Origin of the sequence: Klebsiella sp. NPDC088457 (assembly GCF_044900465.1) — a bacterium.
In the GTDB taxonomy this organism is placed as follows: domain Bacteria; phylum Pseudomonadota; class Gammaproteobacteria; order Enterobacterales; family Enterobacteriaceae; genus Klebsiella.
Genome location: NZ_JBJDNH010000001.1, coordinates 365328 through 382835, shown reverse-complemented (window position 1 = coordinate 382835; position 17508 = coordinate 365328). Strand labels below are relative to the sequence as shown.

Annotated in this window: 13 protein-coding genes and 1 pseudogene; 7 read left to right on the top strand and 7 right to left on the bottom strand. The window is 53.7% G+C overall.

Translation table 11 applies throughout. The features are described 5' to 3' along the window. Window positions 1–24 precede the first annotated feature (24 nt). On the top strand, window positions 25–297 hold the full coding sequence (rcnR, locus tag ACI2JR_RS01710; protein WP_462477686.1) for a Ni(II)/Co(II)-binding transcriptional repressor RcnR: 273 nt from the start codon (window positions 25–27) through the stop codon (window positions 295–297). Window positions 298–559: 262 nt separating this feature from the next. Here the strand turns inward: rcnR and ACI2JR_RS01705 are convergent, their stop codons facing one another. From ACI2JR_RS01705 to ACI2JR_RS01695, 3 genes are all read right to left on the bottom strand, one after another. Continuing rightward, complete coding sequence (locus ACI2JR_RS01705) at window positions 560–1723, bottom strand: type I restriction endonuclease (protein ID WP_132726515.1); 1164 nt, start codon at window positions 1721–1723, stop codon at window positions 560–562. Between the two features lie 44 nt (window positions 1724–1767). Continuing rightward, complete coding sequence (locus tag ACI2JR_RS01700; protein WP_132726512.1) at window positions 1768–2142, bottom strand: helix-turn-helix domain-containing protein; 375 nt, start codon at window positions 2140–2142, stop codon at window positions 1768–1770. 386 nt (window positions 2143–2528) lie between these two features. Further along, window positions 2529–3230, bottom strand: a complete 702-nt coding sequence (locus tag ACI2JR_RS01695; protein WP_462477685.1) for an SDR family NAD(P)-dependent oxidoreductase — start codon at window positions 3228–3230, stop codon at window positions 2529–2531. 121 nt (window positions 3231–3351) lie between these two features. On the opposite strand from ACI2JR_RS01695, the gene ACI2JR_RS01690 reads away from it, so the two are divergent. Beyond that, complete coding sequence (locus tag ACI2JR_RS01690) at window positions 3352–4254, top strand: LysR family transcriptional regulator (protein ID WP_462477684.1); 903 nt, start codon at window positions 3352–3354, stop codon at window positions 4252–4254. Between the two features lie 160 nt (window positions 4255–4414). Here ACI2JR_RS01690 and ACI2JR_RS01685 read toward each other — a convergent pair. After that, window positions 4415–5363 (bottom strand): annotated as a pseudogene (locus tag ACI2JR_RS01685) (zinc-binding alcohol dehydrogenase family protein). A gap of 75 nt (window positions 5364–5438) precedes the next feature. Here ACI2JR_RS01685 and ACI2JR_RS01680 point away from each other — a divergent pair. The 5 genes from ACI2JR_RS01680 to ACI2JR_RS01660 all read left to right on the top strand — a co-directional run bounded on the left by ACI2JR_RS01680 (window position 5439) and on the right by ACI2JR_RS01660 (window position 14088). After that, window positions 5439–5894, top strand: a complete 456-nt coding sequence (locus ACI2JR_RS01680; protein WP_462477683.1) for a MarR family winged helix-turn-helix transcriptional regulator — start codon at window positions 5439–5441, stop codon at window positions 5892–5894. A gap of 500 nt (window positions 5895–6394) precedes the next feature. Beyond that, window positions 6395–6793, top strand: coding sequence for a hypothetical protein (locus ACI2JR_RS01675; RefSeq protein WP_462477682.1), 399 nt, complete (start codon window positions 6395–6397; stop codon window positions 6791–6793). A 1164-nt stretch (window positions 6794–7957) separates the two neighbouring features. Next, complete coding sequence (locus ACI2JR_RS01670; protein WP_462477681.1) at window positions 7958–10648, top strand: calcium-binding protein; 2691 nt, start codon at window positions 7958–7960, stop codon at window positions 10646–10648. A gap of 12 nt (window positions 10649–10660) precedes the next feature. Further along, on the top strand, window positions 10661–12766 hold the full coding sequence (locus ACI2JR_RS01665; RefSeq protein WP_462477680.1) for a type I secretion system permease/ATPase: 2106 nt from the start codon (window positions 10661–10663) through the stop codon (window positions 12764–12766). Beyond that, on the top strand, window positions 12763–14088 hold the full coding sequence (locus tag ACI2JR_RS01660; protein WP_462477679.1) for an HlyD family type I secretion periplasmic adaptor subunit: 1326 nt from the start codon (window positions 12763–12765) through the stop codon (window positions 14086–14088). The genes ACI2JR_RS01665 and ACI2JR_RS01660 overlap by 4 nt, the downstream gene beginning before the upstream one ends. A 54-nt stretch (window positions 14089–14142) precedes the next feature. Here the strand turns inward: ACI2JR_RS01660 and trpA are convergent, their stop codons facing one another. Genes trpA through trpCF form a run of 3 tightly spaced genes read right to left on the bottom strand, consistent with a single transcriptional unit; the run spans window position 14143 to window position 17507 of the window. Beyond that, the gene (gene trpA, locus ACI2JR_RS01655) at window positions 14143–14946 is read right to left on the bottom strand and encodes a tryptophan synthase subunit alpha (protein ID WP_132726488.1); all 804 of its coding nucleotides are present in this window, start codon (window positions 14944–14946) and stop codon (window positions 14143–14145) included. Further along, on the bottom strand, window positions 14946–16139 hold the full coding sequence (trpB, locus tag ACI2JR_RS01650; RefSeq protein ID WP_462477678.1) for a tryptophan synthase subunit beta: 1194 nt from the start codon (window positions 16137–16139) through the stop codon (window positions 14946–14948). The genes trpA and trpB overlap by 1 nt, the downstream gene beginning before the upstream one ends. A gap of 9 nt (window positions 16140–16148) precedes the next feature. Next, window positions 16149–17507 carry a bifunctional indole-3-glycerol-phosphate synthase TrpC/phosphoribosylanthranilate isomerase TrpF gene (gene trpCF / locus ACI2JR_RS01645; protein WP_462477677.1) on the bottom strand — a complete coding sequence of 453 codons (1359 nt, stop codon included), beginning with the start codon at window positions 17505–17507 and terminating at the stop codon, window positions 16149–16151. Window position 17508: the final 1 nt, after the last annotated feature.

Here is a 17508-nt window from a genome sequence, read left to right as displayed (position 1 = left end):
TTTTTTTGCGTAAGAGATTTCAGTATGTCGCATACAATCCGTGACCAGCAAAAGCTTAAAGCCCGTACCAACAAGATTCAGGGCCAGGTTATTGCGCTGAAAAAAATGCTCGATGAACCGCATGAATGTGCGGCGGTACTGCAGCAGATTGCCGCGATACGCGGGGCGGTAAATGGGTTAATGCGTGAGGTCATAAAGGGCCATCTGGTAGAGCATATCGTTCATGAGGGAGAAGAGGCGAAACGAGCGGAGGATCTGGAGGTGGTATTGAAGGTACTGGATTCCTACATTAAATAGACAATCTACACGCCAGTCTGATTGCGTTGGTTCGAGCGCCAGGGCGGCGGCCGTGGCTATCATCAATCCTCGATCTCATACCACTCCCCATTGTGCAAAGCCAGAAGCCGCGATGAAAATCGCTGGCGAGAATTCAACATCGGTCGCCGGTACCTGCGCAAAACTGTGGATATTGATGTCCTCGACCGGCTGTGGTCCTGGCGATGTTGACCATTCAGAAAGGTTGTTAAAAAATCCCGCATATAGCGGGATTTAGGATGCTTCAGGCGGTTTCATTTTTTTTCTTTTTGAAGTTTTCATCATTGGTTACATACTGGAAAGCATCTAATATCAATCCTGATATCCTTAGAATATCCTCAGGTTTGTCGAGGTATATTCTTGTACCATCATGCTCAAGTCGGGCTCGTGAGATCTCATTGATTGCAATTGGTGTTAATTCAATAGGTATTTGTATAGACGAACGGCTCTTTTTATCATAATAGCGCACGATCCATCTGTTTGTTTTTCCCTGATAGAGAACACCATAATATGATTCAGTATCTTTAGCCTGAACATCTTTATCGGCACCTATTATTGAAACTATCTTTTCAAAAAGCGAACGCTCATTTGGTGTTGTCACAATGTTTGGATTATCTGGATCAACCACATCGGCTGCGGCGTCAGTGACCGCGACCTCACTGACTTCTTGAGCAGTCGTTTCATCGACGATCTGCGCATTTGCGGAAAGACCGGATACCACCATAGCGCTAACGGAACGTTGTACCGCCTCTCTGACTAAAGGTGTGATTGAGTCAATAAATCGTTGATTGAGTTGACGACCAATATTTGCACGCGATGCAACATATCTTACAAATTCAGAATCAATATCTTTCAGGCTAGAGCTTATAACTTTTGAGAAGGCGGAGATGTATACGCTTTCTTCAGCAAGAGTTCTTAGCGCTTCAGGTTTAAATTTATCATGACGAAACCTAAATAGTTGCTCGGCATCTGCGTCAGTAATGCTGTCCATTCTAATTCTTAAGAATGGTGTTGGGTCCATGATGTTTTTTTCCTGGAGATCAGTGAAAAAACGCCATTCTAATCCATTTGTTATCGCTGAGATTGTTACCTCTGGAGTACAGTTAAAGTAGCGTGAAAGCTGTGGGCAGTGGTTATCAATCTTCTCTTTAAAGGCTTTTGCCTCAATGAACATGACCGGCACCCCCTGGCAAAAGAGAGCATAGTCGACTCTTTCTCCCGCTTTTACACCGGGGAAATCAGCACCATATTCTGCTTTTACTTTCTGCGGATCATACGAATTAAAGCCAAGAGTATCCAAAAACGGTAATATCAATGCCTGTTTGGTTGTTTCTTCAGTTGTGCAATGAATACCAACATTTTTGACATGTTCAATGTGATTTTTAAGTCTTAATTTGAAGTTTTCCATTACCTTCAGTTACCTTTGCGTGTGTAGTAGATTTAAAAGGGCGTTTAACGTGGATGACGGCCCTTAAGGTATTTTTCGACATATTCATCAATTTCTTTTAATCTGCGGCTAAATACTCGTAGCATTTGTTTTTGATCGGGCTTTGGTAACTGCCTGAATATATGCAGTAATTTTTTCTCATCATTGCATAAGGACATGCTGTCATCTTTACCAAACATCAGCTCAGCAGGGGCCATCCCTAAAAATTTGGATAAAATTATTGCATCACTGACGCCGATGCAACGTATTCCCGACTCATAATTGCCAATGCGAGATTGAGTCCAGCCGCACATCTCGGCTAGTGCTTTTTGTGAAACCCCTCGCATCCCTCGTGCTTCTTTCAGGCGGGATGCTATCTTTTCGTTTTCTCCTTTCAGCATATAGTGGCGCGTCCTCGTAACCTCTATTCGTGTTCAGGATAAAGCACAAATTGTGTTTTTTCCTGAAGATAGACGGTTTCATAGACATTTTTTGTGAGTGAAATAACAAACTGAAGGATATTTATTTTCTTTGATACGTTGTTATGTGATTTTTTAACAATGAAATAGGATAGTTGGGATTCTTTTTTACGTTTTATTTTATATCTCTTCAGCATTCATTCATGATGCTGTCTTTTTTTTGATATGAGACGATCTTCCTGGCGATGGCTGTTCCGGCGTCAAATTCAACACCGGCGTCCTGCCGCGGTGGGGGATGCACTCTGCGGGCTAATCGTCCCGCTCTCTTTCAGGGCGGGTACGCGCTGAAAGAGAGCGGGATGCCGGGTTCACCACGGAACGGTTCTTCCTTGATAATCCAGGTATTCCAGGCCAGGCCTCTGCTGTTTTGCCAGCAGAACGGTAACCAGATGAGGAATCGTCTCTTCGATACTCAGCGGCGCGTCGTCACCGCCTAGCGCGGTGCGGATCCAGCCCGGCGCCATCACCACCAGCGGATGTGACGGCGAACGGGCGGCAAAACTGCGCATAAACATATTGAGTGCCGCTTTGCTGCCACGGTACAGCTCGCGCTGGCCGCTGATGTTATTGGTCAGGCTGCCCTGACCTGAGGACATCACGCCCAGTAATCCCTGTGCAGCCACATGGTGCTGAAGACGTTCAAGCACCCGCATTGGTGCAAGGGCATTCGTCAGCATCACCTGAATAAACTCCTCGCTGGAGACTTCGCCGATGGTCTGCGTCGGATCGCGATTGGTAGTTCCCGCATTGACAAACAGCATATCCAGGCGGTCAGCGGCGAGCTTTGTATCCAGCGCGGCCAGCTGGTCATCATCACAAATATCCAGCGTTTCCATGCGCACCCGCTCAGGGTGGTCCTGCGCGAGTTGATGAAGCGGAGTGGGATGCTGAATGTCGCGTACGGTGCCGATCACATTCCAGCCATGGCGCAGGAATTCTCCCGCCATGGCGTGGCCGAGCCCGCGTGAAGCGCCGACAATCAGTACTGTCGGACGAACGATCGTGGTCATAATCAAACTCCTTAAGTAAAACGTGAGTCTCTGACTATAGTGATAGGATATATCAGGCGGAAGACGCAGCATTTGCAGTTATAAGATGCAACAAACGCCTTATCTCAATTCAGGAACGCAGATGAACGACCCCGATTTTAATTTACTTGTCGCGCTGGATGTTTTACTGGCGGAAGAGAGCGTCGCGAGGGCGGCACGGCGCTTGGGCCTTAGCGCTTCGGCAATGAGCCGTACGCTGACCCGCCTGCGTGTTGTGACCGGCGACCCGTTACTGGTGAGAGCCGGGCGTAAAATGGTACTAACGCCCCATGCGCAAAGCATAAAAGCGCGAACGCAAAATGTGGTCTTCGAGATGCGATCGGTATTGCACAGCCCGGCTGCGCCGCTCAATCTCCCGACGCTGGAACAAACATTCACCTTGCGGACTAATGAGGGATTTGTCGAAACCTTTGGTCCGGCACTGATTCGCGCCTGTGCGGCGCAGGCGCCGGGGGTGATGCTTAACTTTGTCGTGAAGAGTGAGAAAGACCCGCAATTTCTGCGCGATGGGCGGGTGGATCTCGAGATTGGCGTCCTGAAAAATATGGGGCCGGAAATTCGCCTGCAGGCGCTGTTTCGCGACCGTTTTGTTGGCGTATTCAGTACCACCCATCCGCTGGCGCAGTCTGGAGAGATGAGCCGGGAGCAATACGCTGCCTGCGAGCACGTGATCGCTTCCCGCCACGGAATGGTCCGCGGACCCGTGGATGACGCGTTAGCGCAATGTGGCCTGAGCCGTAAAATTGCCGCTGTGGTACCTGGGTTTGCGGCTGCGTTGGCGGTTGCCTGTCGTTCTCAGCTGCTTACGCTGGTGCCGGCATCCTATCTACGCTATGGCGTGCCCGAGGGCGTGGTTGTTTTTGAGCTCCCGGTTAAAACCCCGGAGATTACCGTTTCACAGATGTGGCATCCTCGCCAGGAGCATGAGCCTGGCCACCGGTGGTTACGTCAGCAGGTGCTCAGCGTTTGCCAGCAGAGGGCGTGACAAAAAAAAGCCCGCACAAGTGCGGGCGAAAAATACTGGAAGCAATGTGAGCAATGTCGTACCGAATACCTGAGTGTTTTGCTCAACTATTCGGTAATGAGAAAGATAATAGTTCTCATCTAAGATATCAACCCCATCTTTTGTGCGGAAGCGATTTTTTTTAATTAATCACAAAAACGGTGCGTTTCTGGCTGTCATCGCGCGGCCATGCGCTCGCCACCTCGCTCAGCGGAAGGGGAGTGATGGCGATAGTAAAACCGCCCGCCACGGCGGCCTGCAACATTTCACCGGTAGCCGCCAGCAGCTGCGACATCGACAGGCTGCCAATACCGCTACCCATCAGCTGTAGCGGGGCGGCTCTCAGCACCGCGCCGTTGAGCGCAATTTCAGCGCCGGAAAGCGAGCCGACCTGCACATAGCGCACCGGCGCGTGACCTGGGCTCTGTTTTGCCAGCGCCGGCAACAGTAATTCGGCGCTATGACCCCATAAATAATCCACGACCACATCAATCTGCTGCGCGGCCTGCTCGCTAAACTGCGCGTGCAGCGTCGGATCGTCCGCCGTTAAATGGATGCAAACATCGGCGCCAAGGGCGGCCAGCGCCTGCGCATTCCGCCCGGTAGCAATGACTTTTCTGGCACCCAGGAAACGTGCGACCTGCACCGTAAGCTGCCCGGCGCTGCCGGTCGCACCATTAATCAGCACGGTTTCACCCGCTTTGAACCCGGCGCGTTTAACCAGCGCGGCCCACGCGGACATACCGGGATTAGCCATCGCCGCAGCGGTGGTCTCTTCCAGCCCGTCCGGTATTGGCAGGCAGTTTTCATGGGGGACCGGCGCCCACTGCGCCATGCTGCCCCAGGGCGCAGCAGGGAAGGCAAAATAGACCCGCTGCCCATCGGCAAGCGTTCCCGACGCCATCGATGCCGACCACAAATGGTAGCCGGCCGTCGAAACTGTAATGCTTACCGGAGGCGCGACCTTTCACCACATGGCTGATGGCGGCGGCATTCACCTTTACCAGGGCGTGACGGGCATCGGCCTGTGGATGTGTAAAATCGGCCCAGACAGGACCCTGCTGCAGATCGAAAACGACGGCTGCTTTCATAATGTTATCTCCTGAAGGCAATTATGTGTAAAATGCACATAATGGATAACGGCACTATACCCGGTTAAAAAATATATGCAATATGAACATAATGTTTACGACATCACTGATTTCCACTGCGCGCTGCTCGATATTATCAGCGTGATGAATCAGCCCGTACGTGATGAACAGCTGCTGCAGGCGGCAGACGTTCAGCTCGATCAGATCCTGTTTCCGCTGCTGGTGGCCATCGGGCGCTATGGTCCGGTTGGGGTGGTTGAGCTGGCGGATAGCCTGGGGCGCGATTACACCACCGTCAGTCGGCAGGTAAAAAAACTGGAGGCGCAGGGGCTGGCGCTAAAACAGCCTAATGCCCACGATCGGCGGATCAGCGAAGTCACCTTGAGCGAGCAGGGAAAAACAGTGGTTGAACGCATCGCGGTGGCGAGGACACGACTGATGAATCAGGTGCTGGCAGAGTGGGCTGAGGAAGAGGTAGAGGCGCTGTTTCGCCTGACGCGCAAATACGCCGACAGCTTGCAGCGGAAGTAGTCGTCTGGTGTCCGCCTTCAACATCTGGACAAACGCTCGTAACCGAACTGCGGTTTCGAAGATTATAGGCATTGCCGTCCCCCATACTTGTTGTGGCGTATTCCTCAGCCGCAATAATAATCCGTTGGTGAGAAAACAGCAGGGCTTGCGGCCGAGCATTTTGTCGAATTGGATGATAATGGCAAGGCCATTGATAAAAGCCAGAGACAGAGGTCTTTATTTATCACGATGGAGAATGAAAAAGACAAAAGCATAAGATCTTTTATATTACTTATGATGAAATAAAAATCTGACTTTCTTTCATTGGTTTCTTTAGTGAATATTATTCTGTATTTGATAAATACAATGAATGAATATACTTGCTTTCTTTTATGAAAGAACAGGTTAATATATTGAATTTTATAACAATAAAATTATTGTCTGATTTCATTTGATCTCACTGAAGAACAGGAGTAAATAAAATCCAATTAAATTAGCACTAACAAGGATAAGGATTTTGTATGCAAGGTCAGCTCTGTATCACCCCCAGGCAAAGGCAGTTCGATTCGCCCCAAAACATATTTTTTATAAAACGCTGCTGGCGTACTGTTGCTGTTCTGGTCGGATTGTTTCTCCTGGCCATATCGCCATATACCCACGCGGAGCAATCCAGTGCAGCAGTGGCGCAATCCACAGCAGAGGGGAACGTTGGTAACAAGCCATTAAGAAAACTGTCTCCTAATCAGCTTTATGTTACGGTGGAAAAGTCTGGGAATTATATCGTGGGGATTTACTTTGATACAGATAGTCCACGGGAAAGAAGAACAACGAGTAAGCTTACGTCGGAGGACCTCAAGGTAGTAGATGTTGTTTTTAATAGGGCTTTTGAGAGGATCAGATCTTACTTAAAAATGAATTGACTGGGACGAACCGTATTTATGACGCTCAAACCGGGGAACTCTTGCATGAAATATTGATACCGAAGATTAATGCTTACCCCGACATTGAGCCACTATTAGAGAATAGCGGTGTAGGTTATGATTACTTACGCAAGATGGACACTGGGTCCTACATTATAATTCCGGAGCTTTATAGTTCTGGCGCGGATTTTTCCATCTATACGTTACTTTTTCGACGTCATTATGGTAAGTAATAAAATTAGGATGATTTTATGTCATACACCGCAACTATTAAAGATAATTAATTTATTTACCGTGGTGAGATGTCGGCCATTTATAGTTAATAAAAAAGATATTGGACTAACACATAAGAGGATGCAATGACAGATAATCTAGCTGCAAGGGAAAAGAAAAACTTCGCAATAATGATTGTTTTGATGGTGGTCCTCTTTCCATCGCAAGGCATTGGGTACTTATTTTATATACATCGAAGTTCTAATGAGTTGGCAGGGTGGCTATCAGTTGTTATTTTATCTATGACTGTTTTCTTTTCTCTTTTGTCTTGCTGGTTTGCCACATCTGACTTAATTATGTTAAGGAGGATCAGATGCGCCGAAAAAAAGAATCGTCATGGCTCTTGATGTTTCTTAATTTAATACGATGGTATGCAACTTCTTTTCTTGTTGTTATATACGATCTTTCATTTATTCTTAATGTTGTCAGAGGTGGATACCTATGAGTGATGATAAAAAAAGCATATCTGAAGAGCATGAGTTATCATTTGTATTGGTTGATAATGCTCAAAACTACCTTGAAATACTTCTTGCTGGCCATGTACCTGACAAGGCGCAATTTATCCGCGTTGTGAGTGGGAAATTTGGCGCAACTGCCTCTCTTATCAACTTAATGGATAAATATAAAAACGGAACTGATACGGTTAGTGACTGGTTAGGTGTAGGCGCCGATTTAGCCACAATTGTTGCAGGATATACAGCTAATCCCTTTGTTGCTGGAGTAGCGACAACTCTGGGAATTGCATCATTCCTGACATCAGACACGGCGAAAACTATGGCAGGGATCTGGCTTGATAGTGTGAATAAATATGGGCTTTTTGATGCTGAAACAGGGCGGTTTATTCTTCCTCCCGGTATGCTGGATTCGCTTCTTTCGTCAGAAGGACCCGATATGTCAAATGCGGAAAACCAGGCCAGCCCCATTATTATTGACCTCGACGGCGATGGCATCGAAACCTTATCCGTCAGCAGCGGTGTTTTCTTCGATCACGATGGTAACCAGTTTGCGGAAAATACCGGCTGGGTGGCCCCGGACGACGGGTTACTGATATTTGATCGTGATGGTAACGGGCAGATTGATAGCGGAAGTGAACTCTTTGGCAATAATACGCTGCTGAAAAATGGCAAACTGGCGGCCAATGGCTATCAGGCCTTGCAGGAACTGGATGAAAATAAAGACGGGCAGTTGAACAGCAATGACGCTATCTGGGCATCGTTACGTATCTGGCAGGATGGTAACAGTAATGGTCGGGTTGACGAAGGAGAGTTACTTTCTCTCGAAGAGGCCGGTGTGGCTGCCATTGGCACCGGATACAGCACGTCGCAATATGTTGATGAACAGGGAAATGCCCACCGGCAAACCGGCAGCATTACGCATACCGATGGCTCTGTCGGCCAATCGACGGACGTCTGGTTTGCGGCGAACAAGGGATACTCACGCTACACAGGCAATGTCACCCTGTCCGCTGAAATTCAGGCTCTACCGTATATCCGCGGGTTTGGCAATATGGCCGATCTGCATACGGCGATGAGTCTTAATCCGCAACTTATCGCACTGGTTCAGCAGTTTGTGGCCGATCCTCTGGCCGCTAAAGCGTCTGGCCTCATCGAAAAGCTCCTTTTTACCTGGGCTGGCGTAGCGGATATCGCGGAAAACAGTCGCGGGAGCTATATCGATGCCCGCAAGCTTGCGGTTATCGAAACCGCTGCTGGCAGGGGATACCAGAACACGGTTAACGGTACGGTTAACCCTCTGAGCAATGCCGCGGCCTTATTACAGGATGAATACCGCCGTTTTGCTGCCTATACCGAAGCCTGCCTGCTGACCTCAACACTGTATGCCAGCGATTTTGATTTCATTCATCTGCAACTTGACTCCGATCTCAGCGGTTTGACGCTGAACTTTGAAGCATTTGAGGCACATCTGAATACTTTGATGCATACGGATATGGAGCGTTATTTGCGGGTGAGTAATGTCTTGTATGCATATATGGAATACCTGCCATCCTTTGCGGACGTCCGCATGAGATTAGGGATTCCTGAGGCGTTGACATTTATCGGTAGTGACAATGCGGATGTCGTGACGGGAAAAAACACGAACGATGTACTGTGGGGAGGGAAAGGGAACGATACCCTGAAAGGCGGCAGCGGTAACGATATTTACCTCTTTAACGCCGGAGACGGGCAGGACACGATTATTGAGAGCAGCGGGACGGACACGCTGCGGCTCGGGGAGGGGCTGCTGGCGGAGCAGGCAGTACTCTCCCGGCAGCGGGTGCAGGGCCATGACAGCCTGGTGCTCGGCTTCCGCGACCGGGCGGACAGCGTGATTATCCAGGGGTACTTCAGTCTGGACAACTATCAGGTGGAGCAGATTGTCTTTGCCGACGGCACGGTTTGGGACGTGGCCACCGTGAAGGCGATGCTGCTGGCGGGAACGGCGGCGGCGCAGAGCCTGCAGGCCTACCGGGAGGGGAGTGAGATCCGCGCCGGAGGCGGGAATGACGTGCTGACCGGGGACAGCGGCAACGATGCGCTGTACGGCGAGGCGGGAGATGACACCCTCGACGGCAGCTTCGGCAACGATCTGCTCCACGGCGGAACGGGAAAAGACACCCTGAAAGGCGGCAGCGGTAACGATATTTACCTCTTTAACGCCGGAGACGGGCAGGACACGATTATCGAGAGCAGCGGGACGGACACGCTGCGGCTGGGAGAAGGGCTGCTGGCGGAGCAGGCGGTGCTCTCCCGGCAGCGGGTGCAGGGCCATGACAGCCTGGTGCTCGGCTTCCGCGACCGGGCGGACAGCGTGATTATCCAGGGGTACTTCAGTCTGGACAACTATCAGGTGGAGCAGATTGTCTTTGCCGACGGCACGGTTTGGGACGTGGCCACCGTGAAGGCGATGCTGCTGGCAGGAACGGCGGCGGCGCAGAGCCTGCAGGCCTACCGGGAGGGGAGTGAGATCCGCGCCGGAGGCGGGAATGACGTGCTGACCGGGGACAGCGGCAACGATGCGCTGTACGGCGAGGCGGGAGATGACACCCTCGACGGCAGCTTCGGCAACGATCTGCTCCACGGCGGAACGGGAAAAGACACCCTGAAAGGCGGCAGCGGTAACGATATTTACCTCTTTAACGCCGGAGACGGGCAGGACACGATTATCGAGAGCAGCGGGACGGACACGCTGCGGCTGGGAGAAGGGCTGCTGGCGGAGCAGGCGGTGCTCTCCCGGCAGCGGGTGCAGGGCCATGACAGCCTGGTGCTCAGCTTCCGCGACCGGGCGGACAGCGTGATTATCCGGGGTTACTTCAGTCTGGACTACTATCAGGTGGAGCAGATCGCCTTCGCCGATGGCACGCTATGGCTGCCGGAGGACGTGCTGAATTATATCGAACACAATATTCCTTTACCGGTCATGGACACCGCGGAAAGCACGACAGACATCGCGCTGTTGAAGCAGGAGATCTGCCAGTTTCTGGCCTCGGGCGACGTTGATGATGCGGACGATGCCGGGGTTGCTATACCGCTGGCTACCGCGCAAACGACGGCGGAAAGCTGGCGCACAGCCGTTGGCTATTAGTGGAGCTGCGTTATGTCATCGGATGATAATCTATGGCAGGGGTTGCGATTGATCGCCCGCTACCACGGTACGGCGGTGAATATCCGCGCCCTGCGTGAGCAATTTTTTGTCGATACGGAACATCACATCACCCTGCAACTGGTGCGTGCGGCCCGCCATTGTGGCTTTCGTTGTCGCTACTATCCCCGCCTGCGCGTTACTTCGCGCTTACCTCTGCCGGCGCTGGTTCATTTACCCGATCGGGGATATATCGTGCTGTTGGCGGTTAAGGACGGGCAATGGCTGGTTCAGGAGGTCGATCGGCCGCAACCCTCCGTGTACTCGCCTGTGGAGGGGGCCAGGATCGGCGGTTTTTTATTTAGCCAGCGCTTCTCTGTGGAGAAGCTGGCTAACGAGTTTAATCTGCGCTGGTTCTGGCAGGCGTTTATGCAGTATCGCAGGCTGGTGGGTGAAGTCTTGCTGGCCTCATTTTTTATTCAGCTGCTGGCATTGATCACCCCCCTTTTTTTCCAGGTTGTGGTTGATAAAGTTTTGGCCCATCAGAGTCTGACGACGCTGGACGTCCTGGCGCTGGGAATGCTCTGCGTTACCGTTGCTGAAGTCATGCTGGATGGACTCCGAACCTACCAGCTGGCACATACCGCGCAAAGAATTGATGTCACCCTGAGCTCGTTGCTTTTTCGTCATCTTCTGGCTCTGCCGCTGGCGTGGTTTAAGGAACGGCAGGCAGGAGTGACCGTCGCGCGGGTTCACGAACTCAAAACGGTACGGGAATTTCTCACCGGCAGCGCTTTGACGCTCTGTACCGATCTGCTCTTTATGGTGATCTTTTTTGTCGTCATGGCGTTCTACAGTATTCCATTGACCCTTATCGTCATCATTTCACTGGTTTTTTATGCCATTTTATCGGCAATTATCACGCCATCTCTACGCCGCCGTCTCAACGATCAGTTTCGTCAGGGAGCACAAAATCAGGCTTTTCTGGTGGAGAGCATCACGGCGATCGAGCCGCTGAAAGCGATGGCGGTTGAGCATCATATGGTCCGTCGCTGGGATACCCGAATCGCCGCTTTTGTCAGCAGCTGCTTCAGAACGCAGAATTTGGGCAATATAGCCGGGCAGATTTCCCGCTTTATCAGCCGGGTAACCAGCGTGGCGATCCTGTGGTACGGCGCGCAGCAGGTTATTCAGGGCGAAATGACGGTCGGCGCCCTGATTGCCTTTAACATGTTTGCCGGTCAGGTTACCGCGCCGGTGCTGCGCCTCGTACAGCTATGGCAGGACATCCAGCAGGTCTCGGTTTCCATCAAACGGCTGGGGGATATTCTGAATATGCCTACCGAACAACAGCCGGTGAGCGGCATCGCGCTCGCCCAAATGCAGGGGGCGGTAAGGTTCGCTGGGATCAGTTTTGCCTACCATCCCGGCGGCGTCCAGGTACTGAACAGAGTGACGTTATCCGTAAGGCCAGGTGAGGTCATTGGCATTGTGGGGCGCTCTGGCTCGGGGAAAAGTACCCTGGCGAGGCTGATGCAAAGGCTGTATTTACCTTCTGCCGGCCAGATATTTATCGATGGTACGGATATTGCCCATACCGATCCGCAATGGTTACGCCGTCAGGTTGGCGTTGTGTTACAGGAAACTCAGCTTTTCTCCGGTACCCTGCGGGAGAATATCGCCCTTGCCGTGCCGGATGCTTCTCAGGAGGAGGTGATGGCCGCTGCCGCGCTGGCCGGCGCCCATGAGTTTATCAGTGAACTGCCGATGGGCTATGACACACCGGTTGGCGAACACGGCGGGCAGCTTTCCGGCGGGCAGAAACAGCGTATCGGCCTTGCCCGTGCGCTGGTAACTGACCCGAAAGTATTGATTCTCGATGAAGCCACCAGCGCGCTGGACTACGAATCTGAACGGATTATTCACCACAATATGGTGGAAATATGCCGGGGGAGGACGGTATTTATTATCGCCCACCGCCTGTCCGCCGTGCGGCTGGCCGACCGTATTATCGTGATGGAAAGGGGCGGTATCGGCGAGCAGGGAACGCATGCTGCGCTGCTTGCCGAGAATGGTCTGTACGCGCGTTTATATGCGCTACAGCAGGGGATGGCCGGATGAAGCGCTACCGGGAATTTCTCCCCGCGGTGCTGGAAGTTCAGGATACGCCGCCTTCGCCTGCGGGCAGGGGCATCATCTGGTGCGTGATGTTGACGATGTCCGCGGCGCTCTTATGGGCAGCCTGGGGCGAAGTTGATATTGTTGCCGTGACGCAGGGGAAAATCGTGGTGAGCGAACTGTCGCGCCCGGTGAATGCCGCGGTCACCGCAGAAGTTGCGGCGGTGATGGTGCGGGAGGGGATGCACGTGGCCCAGGGGCAGCCGCTGATCAAATTTAACGACGGCCATTTACAGGCGCAAATAAAAGAGAACCGGCTGCGTCAGCGTATTAACCGGTTTCACATCGCGCGCCTGACATTGCTTTACCATTACTATCATCAGGGGATCGTTGCCGCTCAGCTTCCTCCCGCGTATCAACAAGAGGATGCTGCCCTGGCGGAACAGGCGGCGTTACGGCTAACGGCGGAAATCGAGGCGGATCGCCGTGAAAAAGCGGTGTTTGACAGCAGAAGAGCGGTTCTGCTGGCGCAGCTGGCTGAGGGGGAGGTGGAAAAAGCGCTGGCTGAAAATTTGCTGCCGGTTTTCAGAGAACAGTATCAGGCGCTGGAATCACTGTACCAGAAAAAGCTCACCAGTCGGGACAGCCTGCTGGAGAGCGGGAAAAAATATACCGAGTCCCGCCATCGGGTGGTGGCCGCAGAAACCCGCTTACAGGAGGTGCGTGACAGCCTCCATCAGATAGATGAAGAAGCGCAGGCCAGAACGGCCGATAAAACCAATGCCCTTGCCAAAGAGCGCGCGGAGCGCAGCGATGAAAACCGGGTGCTGGAAACCCAGCTCAATCAGCTCCGGTCCCTGAGCGCACAATACCTGTTGCGCGCGCCGGTTAGCGGAACGGTGGAGTCATTGGTCTTCAGGGATGCCGGCGGCGCCGTGGAGCCTGCGCAGGAGCTGCTGAAGATCGTTCCCGATAGCGGTGAACGGGTAGCGGAAGTCATGGTCAGGAACCAGGACGTCGGTTTTCTACGGCCCGGGCAAAAGGCGGCGGTGAAAATCAGTACCTTTGACTTCACCCGCTATGGCTGGGTGGCGGGTGAACTCCGGCAGGTCTCGGCCGATGCTATTGAGGATCGGGAGCTGGGGCTGGTTTACCGGGCGGTGATTTCCCTGAAACGGCGAACGTTGCTGGTTGAAGGAGAGGAAAAGCCTCTTGAGCCGGGAATGCAGGTCACCGGCGAAATAAAAACGGGACGCAGGACAATCCTGAGCTATCTGCTGAGTCCCGTGATGGAAGCGCTGGATGGGGTGGGTAAACAGCGCTAGTAACGGCTTTCGCGGTTAAAGCCGTTACCTCGTTACTTTATGTCGCGTTCGAGATTAGCGCGTCGCCGCCTTCAGGCTCTGCACGAATGCTTTGAGCTCGGCCAGCATGGTCTGCGGATCGTTAACGTTGCGCTCGATGATTTTCACGATCGCCGAACCGGAAATCGCCCCGGCGGCCCCGGCTTCAAGCGCGGCGGTCACCTGCTCCGGCGCGGAGATGCCAAAACCCTGCAGCGGCGGGGCGGCGTTGTACTCTGCCAGCTTTTGCACCAGGTGGTGCAGCGGCAGCGCGGCGCGGTTTTCTGCTCCGGTAACGCCGGCGCGCGACAGCAGGTAGGTATAGCCGCGGCCCCAGGAGGCAATCTGGCGCAGCAGGTCATCATCGGCGTTCGGCGGGCAGATGAAGATCGGCGCGATGTTGTGGCGCAACGCCGCTTGGCGGAACGGCGCGGACTCTTCGATCGGGACATCGGCGACCAGCACCGAATCGACGCCCACGCGTTCGCACTGGGCATAGAATTCGTCGATACCCGGGCTGAATACCAGGTTGGCGTACATCAGCAGGCCAATCGGGATAGTCGGGTGTTTGTGGCGAATCGCCGCCAGCATTTCAAAACATTGCGCCGGGTTAACGCCCGCGGCAAAGGCGCGCAGGGTCGCGCCCTGAATCGTCGGGCCATCCGCCAGCGGGTCGGAGAAGGGGATCCCCAGTTCCAGGGCGTCGGCGCCGGCTTCAATCAGCGTATCGATGATCTTCAGCGACAGTTCAGGGTTCGGATCGCCGAGGGTGACGAAGGGAACAAACGCGCCTTCCCGGCGGGTTTTCAGTTGTGCAAATAGCGTCTCATAACGTTCCATCAGATTTCCCCTCGCGCTTTCAGAATATCGTGTACGGTGAAGATGTCTTTATCGCCGCGACCGGACAGGTTAACCACCAGCAGCTGCTCTTTTTCCGGGTTTTCACGCATCATTTTCAGCGCGTGAGCCAGAGCATGGGAGGACTCCAGCGCCGGAATAATCCCTTCATGGCGGGAGAGCGCTTTGAAGGCCTCCAGCGCTTCGTTATCGGTAATCGACACGTAATCGGCGCGGCCGGTGCTGTTGAGGAAAGCGTGCTGCGGGCCAACGGACGGGAAATCCAGACCGGCGGAAATGGAGTAGGACTCTTCAATCTGGCCGTCTGCGGTTTGCATCATCGGCGACTTCATCCCGAAGTAGATGCCGACGCGACCATGCTTCAGCGGCGCGCCGTGCTCACCGGTTTCAATCCCGTGACCCGCCGGCTCCACGCCGATCAGGCCGACGCTGGTTTCATCGATAAAATCGGCAAACATGCCGATAGCGTTAGAGCCGCCGCCGACGCAGGCGATAACCGCATCCGGCAGACGTCCTTCTTTTTCCAGAATCTGCGCTTTGGTCTCTTCGCCAATCATCCGCTGGAATTCACGCACGATGGTCGGGAACGGGTGCGGGCCCGCTGCGGTACCGAGCATATAGTGCGCGGTCTCGTAGCTGCCAGACCAGTCGCGCAGCGCCTCGTTACAGGCATCTTTCAGCGTGGCGGAACCGCTGTGGACCGGGATCACTTCCGCGCCCATTAAACGCATACGGAAGACGTTTGGCGACTGACGCTCGACGTCTTTTGCCCCCATATAGATGCGGCACTTCAGGCCGAGCAGGGCGCTGGCGAGCGCGGAAGCCACGCCGTGCTGGCCGGCGCCGGTTTCGGCAATAATTTCGGTTTTACCCATCCGTTTGGCAAGCAGCGCCTGGCCCAACACCTGGTTGGTTTTATGTGCGCCGCCGTGCAGCAGATCTTCACGCTTCAGGTACAGCGTGGTGCGGGTGCCTTCGGTCAGGTTACGGCATTTGGTCAATGCCGTGGGGCGACCGGCGTAGTTTTTCAGCAGGTCGCTAAATTCAGCCTGAAACTCAGGATCTTTCTGCGCGCTAACGAAAGCTTCTTCCAGCTGGCGCAGGGCAGGCATCAGAATCTGTGGGACGTACATCCCGCCAAATTCGCCAAAATAGGGGTTCAGTAAAGTGCTCATTATTACTCCTTAATATGCGCGCAGGGTTTGAAATACCGCGGCCAGTTTGCTGGCATCTTTAATACCCGGCTGCGACTCTACGCCTGAATTGAAATCGAGTCCGGCACAGCCGCTTTTGGCGGCGTCTACACAGTTATCGGCGCCGAGTCCGCCCGCCAGAATGACGTTCCGCAGGTCCTGGCCTTGCAGCAGCGTCCAGTCGAAACGTTGCCCGCTGCCGCCCTGGCCATTATCGAAAAGGTATTTATCGACATGGTTGAGGTTGCGCGGCGGCAGCGTGTCGCTGACGCTGAGGGCTTTCCAGATCTGCACCGACTCCGCGAGGGCCGCGCGCAGGGCGTCGATATAAGCCTGATCTTCGTTACCATGCAGTTGCACGGCGGCCAGCCGCAGGTTTTGCGCCCGGGCAACCACCTCGTCGATCGGCGCATCGCGGAACACGCCCACGTAGCGCAGCCCGGCGGCCTGAATAATCTCCTTCGCCTGGGGCTCGTTGACGACGCGCGGGGAGGACGGCACAAAGATCAGCCCGCCATAAATCGCCCCGGACTCACAGGCGATCTGCGCATCCTGCGGGCGGGTCAGGCCGCAGACTTTATTCTCGCCAAGCAGCACGCGCTTCACGGCGGCATCGAGATCCGCCTGCTCCATCAAGGCGGAACCGATCAGGAAACCGTTGGCAAAATGGCTGAGTTCGCGCACTTCGGCATAAGTATGAATACCGGATTCGCTGATAACCGTCACATCATGATCCAGGCGCGGCGCCAGCTGGCGGGTGCGGTTCAGATCAATCGACATATCGCGCAGGTCGCGGTTGTTGATGCCGACCACTTTGGCCTTCAGCGCGATGGCGCGCTCCAGCTCCTCTTCGTTGCTGACCTCGGTCAGCACGCCCATGTTCAGGCTATGGGCCACGGCGGCCAGCTGGCGATACTGGTCGTCGTTAAGCACCGACAGCATCAGCAGGCAGGCGTCGGCCTGGTAGTAGCGCGCCAGGTAGATCTGGTAAGGATCGATGGTGAAATCCTTGCACAGAATCGGCTGCGGCGCGATGGCGCTGACGATCGGCAGAAAGTCGAAGCTGCCCTGGAAATATTTCTCGTCGCACAGGACGGAGATGGCCGAGGCGTAATTTTTATAGACGCCGGCGATAGCCGCCGGGTCAAAATCCTGACGAATCAACCCTTTCGACGGCGAGGCCTTCTTGCACTCCAGAATAAACGCGGTGCGCGTCCCGGCGAGAGCATCGTAAAAATTACGCTGGGTCGGGACGACGTCGTTCTGAAAACTGGCTAACGGTTGCTGTTGTTTGCGGGCTTCTACCCAAATCGCTTTGTCGGCAACGATTTTTGCTAAAACGGTCTGCATT